General features: G+C 45.2%; 9 protein-coding genes. 6 read left to right on the top strand and 3 right to left on the bottom strand.

Translation table 11 applies throughout. The features are described 5' to 3' along the window. Positions 1-288: 288 nt before the first annotated feature. From OZX67_RS03040 to OZX67_RS03065, 6 genes are all read left to right on the top strand, one after another. Positions 289-4,899, top strand: a complete 4,611-nt coding sequence (locus OZX67_RS03040; protein WP_277144048.1) for an SNF2-related protein — start codon at positions 289-291, stop codon at positions 4,897-4,899. A 110-nt stretch (positions 4,900-5,009) separates the two neighbouring features. Next, positions 5,010-6,581 (top strand): type I restriction-modification system subunit M, encoded by a 1,572-nt coding sequence (locus OZX67_RS03045; RefSeq protein ID WP_277144050.1) that lies wholly within the window; start codon positions 5,010-5,012, stop codon positions 6,579-6,581. Then, entirely contained in the window at positions 6,581-7,561 is a 981-nt protein-coding gene (locus tag OZX67_RS03050; RefSeq protein WP_277144053.1) for a DUF4238 domain-containing protein, read from the top strand. The genes OZX67_RS03045 and OZX67_RS03050 overlap by 1 nt, the downstream gene beginning before the upstream one ends. Next, positions 7,554-8,660, top strand: a complete 1,107-nt coding sequence (locus OZX67_RS03055; protein WP_277144055.1) for a restriction endonuclease subunit S — start codon at positions 7,554-7,556, stop codon at positions 8,658-8,660. Before OZX67_RS03050 ends, OZX67_RS03055 begins: the two co-directional genes overlap by 8 nt. After that, positions 8,657-11,797, top strand: coding sequence for a type I restriction endonuclease subunit R (locus OZX67_RS03060; protein WP_277144057.1), 3,141 nt, complete (start codon positions 8,657-8,659; stop codon positions 11,795-11,797). The genes OZX67_RS03055 and OZX67_RS03060 overlap by 4 nt, the downstream gene beginning before the upstream one ends. Next, a complete protein-coding gene (locus OZX67_RS03065) occupies positions 11,794-12,264 on the top strand; it encodes a hypothetical protein (protein WP_277144059.1) in 471 nt (156 codons plus the stop codon). Before OZX67_RS03060 ends, OZX67_RS03065 begins: the two co-directional genes overlap by 4 nt. Here the strand turns inward: OZX67_RS03065 and OZX67_RS03070 are convergent. From OZX67_RS03070 to OZX67_RS03080, 3 genes are read right to left on the bottom strand one after another with little or no spacing between them, the layout of a single operon-like run. After that, a complete protein-coding gene (locus tag OZX67_RS03070) occupies positions 12,230-13,276 on the bottom strand; it encodes a hypothetical protein (RefSeq protein ID WP_277144061.1) in 1,047 nt (348 codons plus the stop codon). The genes OZX67_RS03065 and OZX67_RS03070 overlap by 35 nt on opposite strands. Beyond that, on the bottom strand, positions 13,273-15,567 hold the full coding sequence (locus OZX67_RS03075) for an ATP-binding protein (protein ID WP_277144063.1): 2,295 nt from the start codon (positions 15,565-15,567) through the stop codon (positions 13,273-13,275). The genes OZX67_RS03070 and OZX67_RS03075 overlap by 4 nt, the downstream gene beginning before the upstream one ends. After that, entirely contained in the window at positions 15,545-16,786 is a 1,242-nt protein-coding gene (locus tag OZX67_RS03080) for a DNA cytosine methyltransferase (RefSeq protein WP_277144065.1), read from the bottom strand. The genes OZX67_RS03075 and OZX67_RS03080 overlap by 23 nt, the downstream gene beginning before the upstream one ends. Between the last annotated feature and the right edge of the window lie 57 nt (positions 16,787-16,843).

Below are 16,843 nucleotides of genomic sequence, written 5' to 3' on the forward strand. Positions count from 1 at the left end.
GAACGTTCAGTCAAAGCTGAAAGGTTGCGTTTCCCGGTGTTTTCTCGCATTTTCTGTGGTTTCCCATCATATTTTGTGCTGGCTTAACTGATTCCTCAGACTGTTCTTTTGCGATATTTTTATTCTGTTTCTCCTTATTTCGTCCCTTTGAAAGAAACAGCATTTCACCGGAATTTGAAAAGGGGTAGGATAGAACTTTGCGGTCTTTGATATTTGACGATGATATCTGACGATATTGAAACCAGCGAAAATCTGACATTGAATTGGCGGCGAAAAGGGGAACGCGATTTGGATTGGCATGCGTCGGTGTACGGGTCGAGGACTGGGAGCTCGGGGGGATTCGGGCTTGGATCAGGTTCCGACGACGATACGTTCGGCGGGATTGCTGACCCTGACGGCGGCGTGACCTTCGGTGCGGCCGAGCCGGCGGTGCCCGAAAAGGTCTTGCGACAGCGTGGAGGCAAGGCTTTCTACCGTGCCTATGAGGTCATTTCCAGCGGGCGTATGCACAATCTGACCTGCACGCCCGGCGAGGACGGTACGTTGCTGGCTGCTTCCGTGGAGCCGGCGGACGAATTCGCGGACGATTACGCGGTGAGTGCCCGCATCGATGAGAATCATGGTGAAATCATCGACTCGTATTGCACATGCCCGGCGTTCGGCCGTTTCGGAACTATTTGCAAGCATGTCATCGCATTGATTATGCAATACAATGACACGCCGCAAAAGTTCGAGGAGCGGGGCAACGGTGTCGCGGCAACGGGAGCGCGGGGCGGCGCGGGAATCGGCGCTCGCCGTCAGAAGGTTGTTCGTCGCACCTCGCGTGTGCTGCGCTCGTTCATGCAGCAGGAGGATACCCAGCTTCAAGAGCAGGCCAAAAACCGTCAGCTGGATTTGCTCAAGGAGGTCAGCAGCCGAGCCTCCGGCGACATCGGCAGCGGGGTGGCGCTGAGCCGTCACATGCCCATCGGCTCGGTCGTGCTGCGCCCGATGCTCGAAAATTCGGGCCGCGACTGGTATCTGCGCCTGCATATCGCCGTTCCGTCCAAAGGCATTTCCTACGTCGTCAAGGACGTGCGTGCGTTGGTCGAGGCCGTGCAACACCGAGAATTCGTCACGTATGGTAAAAAGCTGGCGTTTGTGCATTCCCGCGATTCGTTCGACGAACGTTCACGCTCGATTCTGGCCATTCTCGGCCGTGCCATCGAGATTCGCAAAAGCGTTTCCGGCGATTACGAGTTTTATCAGAGCAAAGCGGAAGCCCAAGAAATGCGGCTTTCCGACGACGAGACCGCGGAACTACTGGATTTGTTCGTCGACGCCGACGCGACGTTGGACTACGTACCGCTTCACGGCAATTTCGCCTCGGCGGTTCCGGTTCGCGTTGTCGAAGGTGACCCTGATTTGGGCCTTGAGGTCGTTCGTGCCGATGACGAGGATGGTGAGACGGATGGTTCAACGTCAGCGTCGATTCAAAAATCTACGAGACAAAAAGATGATAAATCGTCGCAAAAATATGGTTATGTTATTCGTCATTCCCTGAATATTCAGAAATTCATTATTGGGCGAGGCTCGTCGTTTGTAGTCGCCGGGTCACCGGCGAGTGGTTCGTTTAATTTGGACACGCCTGAGATTCACCGTTGTTCCAGTGCCATGACCACGAACCGCAACCTGCTGGGAGTGCTCTGCGCTTCAGACGAACGCGGCGATCTGTATTTGAGCGGCGATGATATCGAGGAATTTTCGCGCACGGTACTGCCCGCACTCGACCCAATTCCTGCGGGGAACGCCGGTAATGCTGACGGAGCTGGTAATTCGAATAACGCCGACGACATTGACAACGCTGCCAATGATACCGATTCCGAAGGTAATTCCTTATCCGGCAAAACCAATGTGGACGATCCGTCGGCGGATAAACCGTCGCAAGATGGTATGAGCAAAGGCGATTCAGAAAATCCGTCGCAAAACGGGATGGACGTATCTGATTCCAATAATCTGGTGCAAAGCGATACTGGCAAGACTCCGTCAAATGGATTATTGCAAAACGGTGCGAGTGCGACTTCCGATACAGATTCTGCAGTAACCGACGATTTGACGCCGAACACTTCGCGGGGCACCTCACATCATGGTATCGCCGTCAAGCTGCCGCCCGAACTGATCAAAATGCGCCGCGTGCCCTGCCATATCGAGACGTATCTCGACCGGGACAAGAACGGCATCACCTGCGACGTGCAGGCGCGTTACGGCGACGAACGTTTCCATGTCTTCTCAGGTATTGGTCCCAACGAGCCTGTTGCGCGCGACCGTGAAACCGAGCGCCTGGCCGTTGAAGCCGTGCGCCAGTATTTCCCGATGCCCGACGGTCCGATTGCGCGCATCAAGGAAGACAACGACAAGGCGATTTACAAGCTGCTGAACGAGGGGCTACCGGTCTTGCGAGGCCTCGGCGAGGTGTTCTCCACGCCGAGTTTCGACGGACTCACCTCTTCGCCGCATCCCGTTTTTAAGATCGGCCTGTCCATCAAGTCCGGCCTGGTTGAGATCTCGCCGATTGCCGACGAAATCGACCCGTCCGAAGTGCCGGCATTACTCAACAGCTACCGCAAGCGTCGCAAGTTCCACCGCCTGCGCAACGGCGCTTTCGTCAACATGGCTGACGTCGACACCAGCAAGCTCGACGAGGTCAGCAGTGACTTGGGGCTGAAGCCGGTCGACCTCGATTCCGGCGCCGTTTCCGTGCCCGCTTACGAGGCCTATTACCTTGACAATGAAGCTGAAGACAGCGATAAAAGCGACGAGTTCCGCAGCTATTTGAACGATTTGCGCGTCATCGACCCGAAGATTTACAAGGTGCCGAAGTCGCTCGCGCGCGTGCTGCGCCCGTATCAGGTCGAGGGATTCCGCTGGCTCAACGCCGTGGCCGACAAAGGTTTCGGCGGTATTCTTGCCGATGAGATGGGCTTGGGCAAGACTGTGCAGATGCTTTCGTATCTGGTTGCGCGGCGTGACGAACAACGCCAAATCGGCCCGAACCTCATCGTTTGCCCGGCGTCTCTGGTCTATAACTGGGCCGCGGAATGCGCCAAATTCGCTCCCGAACTCAGCGTGCAGGTGCTTGCCGGTTCCAAGGCCGAACGCCGCGCGATGCTCAAGAATACGAAAGCTTGGTACGAAGGTAGAAAAGCGGCTAGTGCTGGTAGATCTGGAACGGGAATCAGTTATAACAAGTCTCGTAATTCTGGTTCGAATACCGACAAATCCGAGCGTCTGACTGTTAATCAGAATGTCTCCGGGGTGCAGCAGGCGAGTTTTGATATTTCGATGGATGATTCGGACCTTCTGAAGCGCAATCAGGTGCTCTATGGTTCGGATGACGAGCTACTGACTTCTAATCTGTCAGTCTCGGGGAAGCGGAGTGGTAATTCTAATTCGTTGGTTTCGGGAAATCCGCAGTCTCATAATCCGTCGGTTTCCGCCGCACGCGTCGGTAGCGGTAATACTGTTGCATCCGCTGCAGTGGATGACGACGGGTGGCAAAGCGCCGATAGCCCGCAGCCGCTTGAAGATGACGAAACTGACACGCCACAATGGGTTGCGCCTGACGTGCTGATTACTTCATATGACTTGCTGCGCCGCGATATCGACGATTACGATGGCCTCCAATGCTATTGTATGACGCTTGACGAGGCGCAATATATCAAGAACCACGCCACCAAATCCGCCCGTGCCGTGCGAACCGTGACCGCACGACACCGTTTCGCCCTGACCGGCACGCCGATCGAAAATCGGCTTTCCGAGCTGTGGAGCATCTTCGATTTCCTGATGCCTGGCATGCTCGGGGCCTACAAGCACTTCCGCGACCGCTTCGAAATGCCGATTCTCTCCGGCGACGAAAACGCGCAGGCCAAACTGCAGGCGTTCGTCGGCCCATTCATTCTGCGGCGTTTGAAGTCGCAGGTTCTGAAGGATCTGCCCGACAAGATCGAAAACGTCATCACCGTCCAGCTGGAAGGGGAACAGCGCAGGCTTTACGCCGCGCTCGAGCAGCAGCTGCGTGCGACGCTCAACAAGCAGCGCGACATCGAATACAAGACCGGCAAGATTCAGATTTTGGCCCAGCTCACCCGCCTGCGTCAGGCCTGTTGCGACCCGCGACTGCTCTTCAGCAATGTCGGCAGCAACGTCGTCAAGAAGGACGCGCACGTCTGGGGTGCACCGAGTCGTGAGGTCGAGCGTGCCGATGACGAGCCGATTGACGAGCTCAGCGAAACCGCTGATGCGTCGGCGAACGCGATTGTAGGGAATGACGGTTCAACGGCTCACAATGCTTCTGACACTTCGAAATCCGGAACGTCCGCCAAACCTCGCAAGGTCACGTCCGCCAAGCTCGACGCCATCGAGGAACTGGTCTCCAGCTGTCAGGACGCCGGCCGCAAGATGCTGATTTTCTCACAGTTCACCAGCTTCCTCGACCTGATCGCCGAGCGTCTGCGCAAGAACGGTGTCGCCTACAACGTCATCACCGGTGCCACCCCCAAGCGCAAGCGTCTCGAGCTGGTCGACCAGTTCAACTCCGACGACACTCCCGTTTTCCTGATTTCTCTGAAGGCCGGCAACACGGGCCTGAACCTCACGGGCGCCTGCGTGGTGGTGCATGCCGACCCGTGGTGGAACGCTGCCGCGCAGGAGCAGGCCACCGACCGCGCTCATCGCATCGGCCAGACCCAGGACGTCAACGTCTATCAGATCGTCGCCAAAGACACCATCGAGGAGCGCATCCTCAAAATGCAGCAGTCCAAGAGCGATCTCGCCCATCGTTTCGTAGACAACGCCGGCACCGGCACTTCCGCCGGCATCTCGAACCTCACCAAGGACGATTTGTTGCAGTTGTTGGGGTAGTAAATAGCTTGATGAAGTATGGGTGTTGATTAGACACGGTAAAGTAGTATTTGTTTGATTGATGCAGAAGGAATAATGTCATTTTAGACGTTATCAGGAAGGTACTTGGCATGGCGACGCAGGATAGCAAGAACCAACGCGATGAGTTGCATAAGGCGATTTGGAACATTGCTGAGAAGGAGCGCAATGCTGTTGACAGTTGGGATTTCAAGGCATATATATTTTGCTTCCTGTTCTATCGCTTCATTTCTGAAGATCTTGCTGAATATATTGATAAAGGTGAGCACGAAACCGGCAACAAAACTTTTTCATACGTTGATTTAAATGATGAAGACGCTGAGATGGCTCGTGAAGATGTGACAAAGGAGAAGGGCTTCTTTGTGTTGCCTTCTCAGCTGTTCCAGAACGTTGCGAAAAATCCCGAAAAAGACGACAAGCTCAATATAACGGTTAAAAATATCTTTTCTGACATAGAGCGCTCAAGCGTAGGTACTGCTTCTGAAGACGACTTCAAGGGGTTGTTTGATGATGTTGACGTTACCAGTACTAAGTTAGGTGCCAATCTTGCTGAACGTAATGCGAGACTTGCTGGCATAATCACTGGCATTCGAGATCTTGATTTTGGAAACATTCGAGATGCTGATATTGATTTGTTTGGTGATGCATACGAATACCTGATGAATATGTATGCTAGCAATGCCGGTAAATCTGGAGGCGAATACTTTACGCCTCAGGAAGTTGCCGAGTTGCTTGCCCGCATCGTGATAGGACATCGAACCTATGTCAACAAAGTCTATGATCCGGCATGTGGGTCAGGTTCATTGTTGTTGCGTTTCGCAAAAATTCTTGGACAAGAAAACGTACGTCAGGGTTTCTTCGGACAAGAAAAGAACCCAACTACATACAATCTTGCCCGAATCAATATGTTCCTTCACCATATTAATTTTGATCGTTTCGATATTGCGCAAGGAGATACACTCATCAATCCTAAACACTGGGATGACCAGCCATTCGATGCTATTGTTTCCAATCCGCCGTATTCGACGCATTGGAAAGGTGATAGTGACCCGACACTTATTAATGATCCACGATTCTCTCCTGCCGGAGTATTGGCGCCAAAAGGTTATGCAGATTTGGCTTTTACTATGCATATGTTTTCGTGGTTGTCTACAGATGGAACCGCAGCGATTGTTGAGTTTCCCGGCGTCCTTTATCGAGGTGGAGCAGAAGAAAAGATTAGAGAATATCTGGTTCATGGAAATTATGTCAGTGCAGTTATCCAGTTGCCGGCTAACCTTTTCTTCGGAGTTACTATCGCGACTTGCATTCTGGTGCTAAGCAAATCAAAATCTGATGACAAAGTATTGTTCGTGGACGCTTCAGAGCAATTCGGACATGTCGGCAACAAAAACAAACTTATGCCGGAAAACATCGATAAGATTGCTTCCACTGTGGTCGAACGTACTGAAGAACAGTACTTTTCGAAATTAGTTAGTATCGATGAAATCGGTAACAGTGTGAACCATTACAATCTTTCTGTTGGTATCTGGGTGGAGAAAAAGGATACAACAGAGAAAGTCGATATTGTTGAGCTAAATCAGAAAATTAAAAAAATTGTGAAACGTGAGAATGAATTGCGCAAGCAGATTGACGGAATCGTTGCTGGTCTGAAGGAGGAATAATGACTTTAGCTGAAAGAGCGGTTCCTTCTCCAATAGGTAAAGCGAAAACCAAAAGACAGCACTATGTTCCAAGATTTTTCTTATCAGGCTTCACACGCGAAAAAGATGGAAAGTTTGATGTTCTACGGAGAACAGCTTCTGGAGTAACTCGTTTATACAGTCAAAGGGTTGAGAATGTGGCTGTGGAACGAAATTTATATGAGGTAAAAGTTCCGGAAGCGGAAAATGGAATGGATAATCTGTTCCCGAACGAGGTTGAAAAGCTATTATCTCAGTTTGAAAGTTCTTTTGCTGAACGTTTTCGTATAATAGTTGAAACAATTTTAGAAGTATCAGTCCGAAAACGTTGGACAGACACAGAATTACAAGACATTTGCGAAGCAATAGCTATTTTTATTGCTGAGCTTTATGTGAGAAACCCTAAAAACGTCGGAAAGATGCTTAAAAATGCTAAGAATCTCATACCCTTTTTTGAACAGGCTCAGTTGGGAACATCCGATGCGCTCGAACAGTTATATTCAGAAACGATGGGTTCGAATTGGTCTGAAAAAATTCATTTGACGCCGAAAATGGCATCGCAGGTTTTCGGACTGTCAGAGTTAGTAGCCCCCTCAAAATCAGGTATAGAAAAGGGCAATAAGTATCCGCTAATTGAATATGCAAAGTATCTAAGAAATTGTAGCTTTCAGTTTTTAACAACGGCGGTAGATCAGCCTTTTATCGGAATATCTGAGCCGCATTTTGAGGGAGTAAATGATTTTGGGCGTTCATATGGTTTGTTATATTTTCCTCTCAGTTCCAGATTAGCCGTTCTTCTTGTTGATGATGATAAGCATACCTTTGAGAAGAAATCTTTGAACCGTAAAGATTTGCGGCTTTTCAACCGAGCAGCATTGAGTGGGGAAGAATGGGATTGGGCTTTTTGTTGCCGTGGTCATTATCTTGATTCGTTTATTGGAGGGAAAGGTAGCCATGAGTAACATCGAGAAATTACTTACGCAGCTTTGTCCTGATGGAGTAACGTACCTGCCTTTAAAGGATGTTGCCGATATTAAAAACGGGAAAGACTATAAGCATCTTGGTGCTGGAAATATTTCCGTTTATGGTAGTGGCGGCAAAATGGATGTAAAAGTCGACGCAGCGGCATATGACAAGCCAACAGTACTATTGCCTCGCAAAGGATCAATTAGCAATATCTTTTACGTTGACGAACCATTTTGGAATGTTGATACTATTTTTTATACGATTATTGATACTGCACGCATGATTCCGCGGTTTTTATATTATGTCATGTTGAATGAGCATATTGAGAATCTGGGTACTAGCAGTGCTGCTCGACCTTCACTTACGCAAAGTGTACTTAAAGAGATTCTTGTTCCAGTACCACCTTTAAAGGTGCAACAGGAGATTTTACGAATCTTGGATACATTTACGGAGCTTGAGTCTGAGCTTGAGTCTGAGCTTGAGTTGCGTAAGATTCAATTCAACTTTTATAAGGGGAAGCTATTTGCTTTTATGACGAATGCTGAATGGCTGGAATTAGGCGATTTAGTTAATATTCTTGATACTCAGCGAAAGCCAGTTACGAGAGGGGACAGAGAGTCTGGGCAAATACCTTATTATGGTGCAAATGGGATTCAAGATTATGTCAAACATTTCATATTTGACGGAACTTTTTTGCTTGTCGGAGAGGATGGATCAGTACTTACAGAAGCTGGTAAACCGGTATTAAATTGGGCAACAGGAAAAATTTGGGTGAACAATCATGCCCATATTCTTGAGCAGAGGGAAAATAAGCCAATGCTCAGATATATTATGTATGCTCTCAGTTCGATTGATATCTCTGAATTGGTGCATGGTACGCCGCCTAAACTTACTCAAAAAAGCCTAAGAACTATCCGAGTGCCGGTGCCCTCACTTGCCGAGCAACAGAGGATTATAGATATTCTTGACCGATTTAATTTGCTCACGACTTCATCCACTGATGGACTGCCCGCCGAGATTGCTGCACGGCATCAACAGTATGAGTATTATCGAAATAAGTTACTTGATTTTCCAAGAAAGAAGACTGAGGCATGATCGTTGATGACCAGATAACCTCTGCATCGGAGCATTTGGACAAAACGTATTCCATCTTGTTGGAGGGGCCGGAAGAAACGGTTTGTGCTAAAGCTCCGAATATTCCGAGTGATTCTGCCGTTTATCAGTCTGAGGCGGAGCTAGAAGCACAGCTTATCAAACAGCTATGCACACAGGGATATGAGCGAGTCTTGATCCATACCCAGGAAGAGTTGATTCTTAATTTGCGTCATCAGATTGAAAATCTTAATGGTTTTACATTTACTGATGCGGATTGGGAAACATTTTTTCAAATGAAAATTGCGAATGCTTCCGATGGCATTGTAGAAAAGACGCGTCTTATCCAGCATTCGCCGGTGATTGATTTTACGACTAGCGGCGGTACGCTTCACAACGTCATGCTTCTTGACCGTAATCATATCCATCGCAATCAGTTACAGGTGCTCAATCAATATGAAGCCAATGAAGGTACCCACAAGAACCGTTATGACGTCACCATACTTGTCAACGGTTTACCTCTTGTCCATATTGAACTCAAGCGGCGTGGCGTTGACCTGCGACAGGCATTCAATCAAATTGAACGTTATCAACGTGAGAGTTTTTGGTCGCAATCAGGTCTTTTTGAATACGTTCAACTTTTCATCATTTCCAACGGCTCTCTGACCAAGTACTATTCCAACACAACGCGTTGGCAGAAGACGCATAATGAGCGAGGTAAAAAGACGAGTGCCTCTTATCAGTTCACCAGCTGGTGGACTGATGCAAAAAATCATAGAATTATGGACCTCGTACCTTTTACTGCCTCGTTCCTTTCTCGTGGTACGTTGCTGATGATATTGACTCATTATTGTGTGCTTGATGTCGATGACAATTTGTTGGTTATGCGTCCGTATCAGATTTGTGCCACGGAACGTATTCTTAACCGAATTCTAATTTCTGAAATCAGCAAGAAACGTCTTGGAACTAGTGCTGCAGGTGGCTATATTTGGCACACCACTGGTTCAGGCAAAACGCTTACCTCGTTCAAGACCGCTATTCTTGCTTCGCAGATGGAAGGAATCAACAAGGTACTGTTTGTCGTTGATCGTAAGGATCTCGATTATCAGACAATGAAGGAATACAACAAATTCCAGCCTGGCGCGGTCAATGGTTCAACGAATACTGCTGCATTGACAGAGAATCTTGAATCGAATGATCCCGATAAACGCATCTGCGTTACCACTATTCAGAAGCTGGCAGTGTATCTTTCACATGCTCAGAAGGATAACCCGTTATTTGCTGAGCACGTAGTTTTTATATTCGATGAATGCCATCGTTCACAGTTTGGTAAGATGCACAAGGCTATAACTTCAGCGTTCAAGAATTATCATCTGTTCGGTTTTACAGGAACGCCCATTTTTGCAAAGAATGCTCAAGCTAGTGGGGATCCCGAACTGAAGACGACTCAGCAAGCATTCGGTGATTGTTTGCATAAATACACTGTTGTCAACGCGATAGACGATGGCAATGTTTTACCTTTTAAAGTGGACTACGTTAAGACTTTTAGCCACAAAAACGGTCGCCCAGATGAACAAGTTGAAGGTATCGATACCAATACGGCTTGGCAAAATCCGAAGCGTATCCGACTTGTTTCTGAATATATACTCGACCACTATGTCCAGAAAACCAAGAGGGATTCGGCATATCAATACAAAGATGCCTACCACATGGGGTTCAACTCGATTCTGGCTTGCGATTCCATCTCGTCGGCTAAGGCATACTATACCGAGATTCAATCCTTGCTTCCCAACTATCCAGAGTTAAATCTTAAAGTGGCGACGATTTTCACTTACGCTCCAAATGGTGAAGAAGATGATGCCCAGGGCATGCTTACCGAAGAGCAAATGGACACAGCTGGTATGAAACCGGCTGATCGAGATTTTCTTGACTCGGCCATCTCAGATTACAACAGGATGTTCAAGAGCAATTATGGTACCGATGGCAAGGGCTTTGATGGCTATTACAAAGACGTTTCTCGGCATATGAAAAACCGTGATTTGGACTTGCTCATTGTCGTTGACATGTTCCTTACCGGATTTGATGCCAAGACACTCAACACATTGTGGGTTGATAAGAATCTCAGACTTCATGGATTGATCCAGGCGTTTAGCCGAACCAATCGTATTCTTAATTCAGTCAAGACTTTCGGGAATATCGTTTGTTTTCGTGATTTGTCTGATGAGGTTGACGAAGCACTTGGACTTTTCGGCGATCCTGATGCAGCAGGTATTGTTCTGCTTAAACCGTATGAAGATTATTTCTCGAAATATGCTGAAGCTTTGGCGCACCTGCGTGATGATTTCCCATTAGATAGTGATTTCTCCGGATTGGGGGAGAAGGCAGAGAAAGACTTCATCAAGACCTTTGGCACTTTGCTCAGGCTGCGTAATATTCTTACTTGCTTTGATCAGTTTGCTGACGGTGACCCCTTGAAAGGGCATGATCGCGAATTACAGGATTATCAGAGCCATTATTTGGATCTCGCTGATAAATACAAGCGACGTGATCAAGGCGAACGTGTCAGTATTGGCGACGATTTGGTCTTTGAAATGGAACTTGTGAAGCAGGTTGAAGTCAACATCGATTACATCCTCATGTTGGTTGAGCAGTATCACGGCGAAAACACTGAGGATAAGCAAATAGCCGACACGATTCGAAGCTCTGTAGCATCTTCTCCGGAACTTCGAGACAAGGCTGACCTTATCGACGCATTCCTTCAACTGGTCGGTTTTGGTGACAAAGACCCAATCATTCTTCTTAAATCGTTGACCAGTCAGGAACGGCATGAGGTTATTTCAGACCAATGGAAGACTTTCGTTGCTGACTCCATGGAGCGAGAACTTGACGAGATAATTGCAACTCATAATCTGAAGCCAACCGAAACAAAATCCTTCATGTCCGAAGCCTTCATTTCGGGTGGAGTGACCGATGAAGGTACAGCAATCCGCCGCATCATGAAGCCAATATCCCGTTTCGCCAAGGGCAATCCCTACGCCGAGCAGCGTCAAGACGTAGTCGATTCCTTGACCGCGTTCTATAACCGGTATAAGAGTCTTACGCCGGTTTATCCAATGTTGATTGAGGGTGCGGAGGCATGAAGAAGCATTGTCAACCTTGTAATATTTCTGTTAAACAGGAAATTCCTGATGCTTATATTTTTGACATCGATGGTACGTTGGCGCATCGTTTAGATCGCAACCCTTATGATGATTTGGCTGCTGGGGATGATGTTCCTGATATTCCGGTATTAAGAACCCTGTGTCATTTACAGGATGCAGGTTGTTTGATTGTTTTAGTGTCAGGAAGAAAAGAACGAAGTAGATCAGTACTCGTAACCTGGCTCAAAAATTATCTTGGAGATGGTCGGACCGCCAATATTGATAAATTGTTTATGAGAGCAAACGATGATAACCGCAAGGATTCGACCATTAAAGAAGAAATCTATCTTAATAGTATAAAAGATAATTATAATGTCTGTGCGGTATTTGATGATCGTAATCAAGTAGTGGAGATGTGGAGAAGAATAGGCCTTAAGTGTTTTCAGGTTGAGTCTGGGAATTTTTAGAATCTTCGATCAGTTCCATCAGTTTTGTGAAAGCAGAAGTAAAATTTTGAATATCTTTTCGAACTCTGAGATGAAAATCAGAATCTAATGGCGTGCTTTTCCCCTTAAGTATGATTGTTTTGTCTTTACTGCCAACATGACCGAGTTTGTTCCTAATCTCGCCTAACTCCCCACGATAAGCTTTATTGGCTTCTTTACCAATAGCACCGATATCTAGATTACAGTACTTCTCAAGCAAGGATGGCAACTCGCAGAAAAGAATATTTGCTTTTTGACTTGAAGAAAGTCCGTATTGTGCATTTATGGCATTATTAAAAAATGATGTTCCAGTATTGTGCCACTTCTCAATTTCTTCTTTGTCTCGTTTCGTTTGTCTCTTTAATGCTTTTTCTACGAGATTGTCAAGTTCTACTGCATGCTCTGGTTGAAGAAGCTGTGCGCAACTCAGAATTCCGTCATTGAATTGTTCCTCAAAAGATGACATGTTTTCCATCACCATGCCACGTAAATTGATTATATTTTCCGATCGTTTAATGAGGTTCTGTACTACAGAATGTAGTTCATTCTGGAAAAAAGAAAATTTATCATCGCGTTTTGCATAGTAGACTCCTCCTAGTGGCGATTTTAAAAGATCTTTTTGTTCAGACGGAACATTTCGATTTTTTTCAGAATCTATTTTTGAGAGATCTTGAGAAGAATACAATAAAATATTTGTGTAAATTCGGTTTTTTCTAATTTCCGAAATGAGTTCTGTACCCCAGGTACCCTGGAGCAGGTTGAAATCGATTAGAATAAGATCAATATCATTGAGCTCAGGAACGTCAGCAAAGTGAGATGTTTTTCCGCCATCTTTGCCGGCTAAAAAATCATTTAATTCCGGTTCGTGTCCGTTGCTGAAATACGGTTTTAGCTCCATTCCTTTTGCAGCAAGCCAATTACCTAGCTCTTCGCTTTCTCCTTTAGACCAATCTTCGCTGTCATCAATCCAAAAAACTGAGAATGTATAATTCATTTTATAAGCTCCAGTCGTAGGCCAAACCCTTTTTTATAATCAGTAATGATACTTACATCGCCGTTCATTTCGTTGGCCAATTTTTTAATTTGATATAGCCCGATACCGAACCCATGTGCCGATTGATTTTTGGTTAGTCCATAGTCAAAAATATCTTTTACTGATAATGCTGGATCTAGGCCAATTCCATTGTCTAGAAAATCGATAATGACTTTGTTTGAAGTTTCCGAAAATGTAATTGTGAGATGATCCGCATGTGCTTTGAAAGAGTTACTTACAATATTGTCAATAATTATACAGATATTTGCAGGTTCGAAATGACAGAGCATCTTTTTGTCATTTCTGGAAGACTCATATGTTATACCGGAATCAGAAGTGGAAGAAGTCATATATTCATGGATAAAACTTTGAATATCTCCCGATTCGGATGGTAAGAGATTCTTATTCCCTTTGATTGCTAATTCGGCGAATTTATTAGCTTTGTCGTTAGCGTTGACAATTATGGCGAAGTATTTGTCAAGCTTTTTTGATGTTCCATCTCCTTGGTGTGCTAGGAGCCTGTTAATTTTCATCAAATAATTTCTTACAATCTCTGTATTGGTAAAGATTGAGTGCATTCCATCAATGAGATTTTCTACTGACTGGTTGGTAAGACTTTTAAGGAAATCAGTTTGCTTTTTTCTGGCTTGATTCTCTGTTTGACTATGTTCAAGGGCTGCCTGGGTTTCATCGTTTTTTGATGAAAGTAGCTCGTTATCTGAAATAATATCGTTAGTTCCACGATTGAGCTTTTTTGTTAAACGACTTAACTCTTCATCGTTTTGTGAAGCCGCGATATTGCTGATGGAATTCAGCGTATCTTGTAAGTTATCATTATGGTTTTCAGAAGCGATAAATGCAACTGGGTTGAGATTAATGTCTGAAACATCTTTGGGATCCCATGCTTTTCCATAATCGGCTATAAGCTGTTGTTTTAGTTCTTCAGTTTGTGGGATTTTTTCTGTTTCCCTTTTTGAAATGGGTATGCCCCAATAGAACATATATTTAAGATAACGCTCGAGAACTTTAAGAACTTTTTCAGTAAAAAATGAAGCAAGTGCATCAACTGTTGAATTGCCTATGAAACCGTGGTCACGACTTGATGTTTCTATGAAATCGTCGTTTTTCCCCTTGATGGCTATTTTCCCTAAAATGTCTCTTGTTCCAAGAAACCTTTTCCAACCCTGAGCTTTTCTTACATCAATATGAAAGAAATCTTCGCCTGGCTCTCCATAGCCGTTGATGCGAAAACCATTTTTATATACAAAAACTGACCCATAGTCTTTTGTGGGTAATCCTTGCTGCTTATGAAATCGGATTTTCGCGCCACGATCTAAGTAATACAATTGGATAGAAATATCATGTAACTTAACAAAACGTGTGTTACGTTCTTTTACAGAAAATACGGGTTGATTTTGATTAGAAAGAGTTGTGACGATTGTTTTCCCGTCTGGACTAATTATAACAGAAATTTTTGAAGTTCCCTCGTTAATGCGTTCAAAAATATCGTTACGGATAATTCCGTTAACAATATTTCTTTGCCAGCCCTTTTCTTGTTTTTGGGCGGCTTTTTGGTCTGCTTCTTCGGCTTCTTGATCAATGAGTACTATCTTGAAAGGATCACTTTGATCTTCTGCGTCTGGATTAACAAGTTTGGTGAGAGCTTGCTTTAGATGTCTTGCACGAGGTACATCCCAGTTTTCGCGTAATGAGGAAATAATTAAGACTGTACCCGAATTTTGTTTTTGCAACTCCGAATTAAGTGGATGTTCATCTAGCCAAGCTGGAATTGAACCGAACTCTTTGCTTTCGTCAGCTTCAAAATCGTCCCAATTGATAGTCAAAGAGTGAATCTTCGTTTCGTTTTTCTTTTTTGTCTGTATTATAAGTTGAGATCCCAAGCGGTCGCAAGAAAAACGCCCAACACCTTTTGCACCAGCATATTGCCTACGAATATTGTGACGATAATTGCTTGCGTTGTTTTTTTTGTTTTTTTCTGAGTATGCAACAAAGAGCCATTTTTTAATAAGGTCTTTAATGCTCATGCCCCATCCATCGTCAGATATTATAATCTGTTGTTTACCAATGTCATCTCTTGAAATGGTAATTTTTGCATAAGTTGCATTGGCATCGAACGCATTTTTGACGAGTTCGAATACTGCTACGTATTCGTCGGTAATTAGTTCGCGGCCAATTATATTTTTCAGACCGGAACTGATTTTGAAATATTCAGGTTTGATTTGTTTGTTCATAAGCAGACGCTTTCTTGAGTGCAACACCAATTTGTTCAGCGAAAAGTGGGGGGACTGCATTACCTATTTGTGTATAGCGAGGAACTTCGATTTTTCTACGTTTCCCTCCAGTAGTATAGGGGCCTTTGAATTCGAACCAATCAGGGAAACTCTGTATGCGTGCGTATTCTCGTACAGTTAAAATGCGAGGCTCGCTGTAATGAACAAGCTCATCAGGTATAGAGGTAAGGGTCGGTGCGGGTGAATTATAATCAAGCACTGTCACCCCTCTTCGGTTCAAATTTGGTACGAAATTATTGCTTGGGGTTAATCTTTTATTCCTTGGAGCCTTTTCCAAAAGGGCTTCATGGAGCTTAATGGTTTTTTCGGTATGGTTAACAAATCGATGGCAGTTCACTGCTTTATTTTGCTTGATGATGATACCGTGTCTCATTAGTTTTTGATAATTACTTTGTGCCTCTCCATAGACACCTGCCATAAACCCCTTAGTATCAGGTGAAGAAACTGTGCCGTGGCTCTTCTCTAAATCGCTAATTGCTTGACCTACTGAAACGGTCGTTGACAATCCTTTTGATTTACAAAAGTCGTCACGATTTGAATAAAGTAATGACATGATATTGGAGGGGGGTATAGAAGCATCTAAAGATGCTACAAGAATAAAGCGATGCCTCTTCTCGGGAATTCCATATTCAGACATGTCAACTATTTGATGTGCAACATGATACCCGGTACGTTCAAGTGCATGCTCGATATAACTTGAATACTTACGGGTTTTCCCATGCCGTTTAGTTTCGGTAAATCGAACTGTAAAGCCGCGTACATTTTCGAATATGATGAAGCGAGGCATAACAAGACGGATAAACTTGACATAAGCCTTGACAAGTTTATTGCGTAAATCGTCTTGATTCCGTTCGCCTGCAAGAGAAAAACCTTGGCATGGGGGGCCTCCAGCAACTAGATCTACCTTACCTTGTAAAGCCTCTAGTTTATCGGGATATTTCTTTAGTATTTCATTGATGTCATGATTAGTCTTTTCAAGCCAAGAAGGCCAATCGTATTCCTCTTTATCGATTAAATTATCTTTGTATGTTTCAAAGGCTTGTGCGTTTTTTTCAATTGCAAACATAGGATGCCAGCCAGCGGCCTGTAATCCGATGGCGAGTCCGCCACAACCGGCAAAAAGGTCAATGTATGTGAGTTGTTTGTTGTTCTCAGGCATAGCATCTCCTTTGCCAAGTGGCTATAAATATTATAGTCATATGTTCTCGATATTTAT

The sequence above is a fragment of the Bifidobacterium sp. ESL0728 genome, assembly GCF_029392015.1.
In the GTDB taxonomy this organism is placed as follows: Bacteria; Actinomycetota; Actinomycetes; order Actinomycetales; family Bifidobacteriaceae; genus Bifidobacterium.

Excerpts from the sequence above, each read along its gene's own strand:
- OZX67_RS03055 (WP_277144055.1), top strand. The coding sequence starts at position 7,554 with ATGAGTAACATCGAGAAATTACTTACGCAGCTTTGTCCTGATGGAGTA.
- OZX67_RS03060 (WP_277144057.1), top strand. The coding sequence starts at position 8,657 with ATGATCGTTGATGACCAGATAACCTCTGCATCGGAGCATTTGGACAAA.
- OZX67_RS03080 (WP_277144065.1), bottom strand. The coding sequence starts at position 16,786 with ATGCCTGAGAACAACAAACAACTCACATACATTGACCTTTTTGCCGGT.
- OZX67_RS03045 (WP_277144050.1), top strand. The coding sequence starts at position 5,010 with ATGGCGACGCAGGATAGCAAGAACCAACGCGATGAGTTGCATAAGGCG.
- OZX67_RS03065 (WP_277144059.1), top strand. The coding sequence starts at position 11,794 with ATGAAGAAGCATTGTCAACCTTGTAATATTTCTGTTAAACAGGAAATT.
- OZX67_RS03050 (WP_277144053.1), top strand. The coding sequence starts at position 6,581 with ATGACTTTAGCTGAAAGAGCGGTTCCTTCTCCAATAGGTAAAGCGAAA.
- OZX67_RS03075 (WP_277144063.1), bottom strand. The coding sequence starts at position 15,567 with ATGAACAAACAAATCAAACCTGAATATTTCAAAATCAGTTCCGGTCTG.
- OZX67_RS03070 (WP_277144061.1), bottom strand. The coding sequence starts at position 13,276 with ATGAATTATACATTCTCAGTTTTTTGGATTGATGACAGCGAAGATTGG.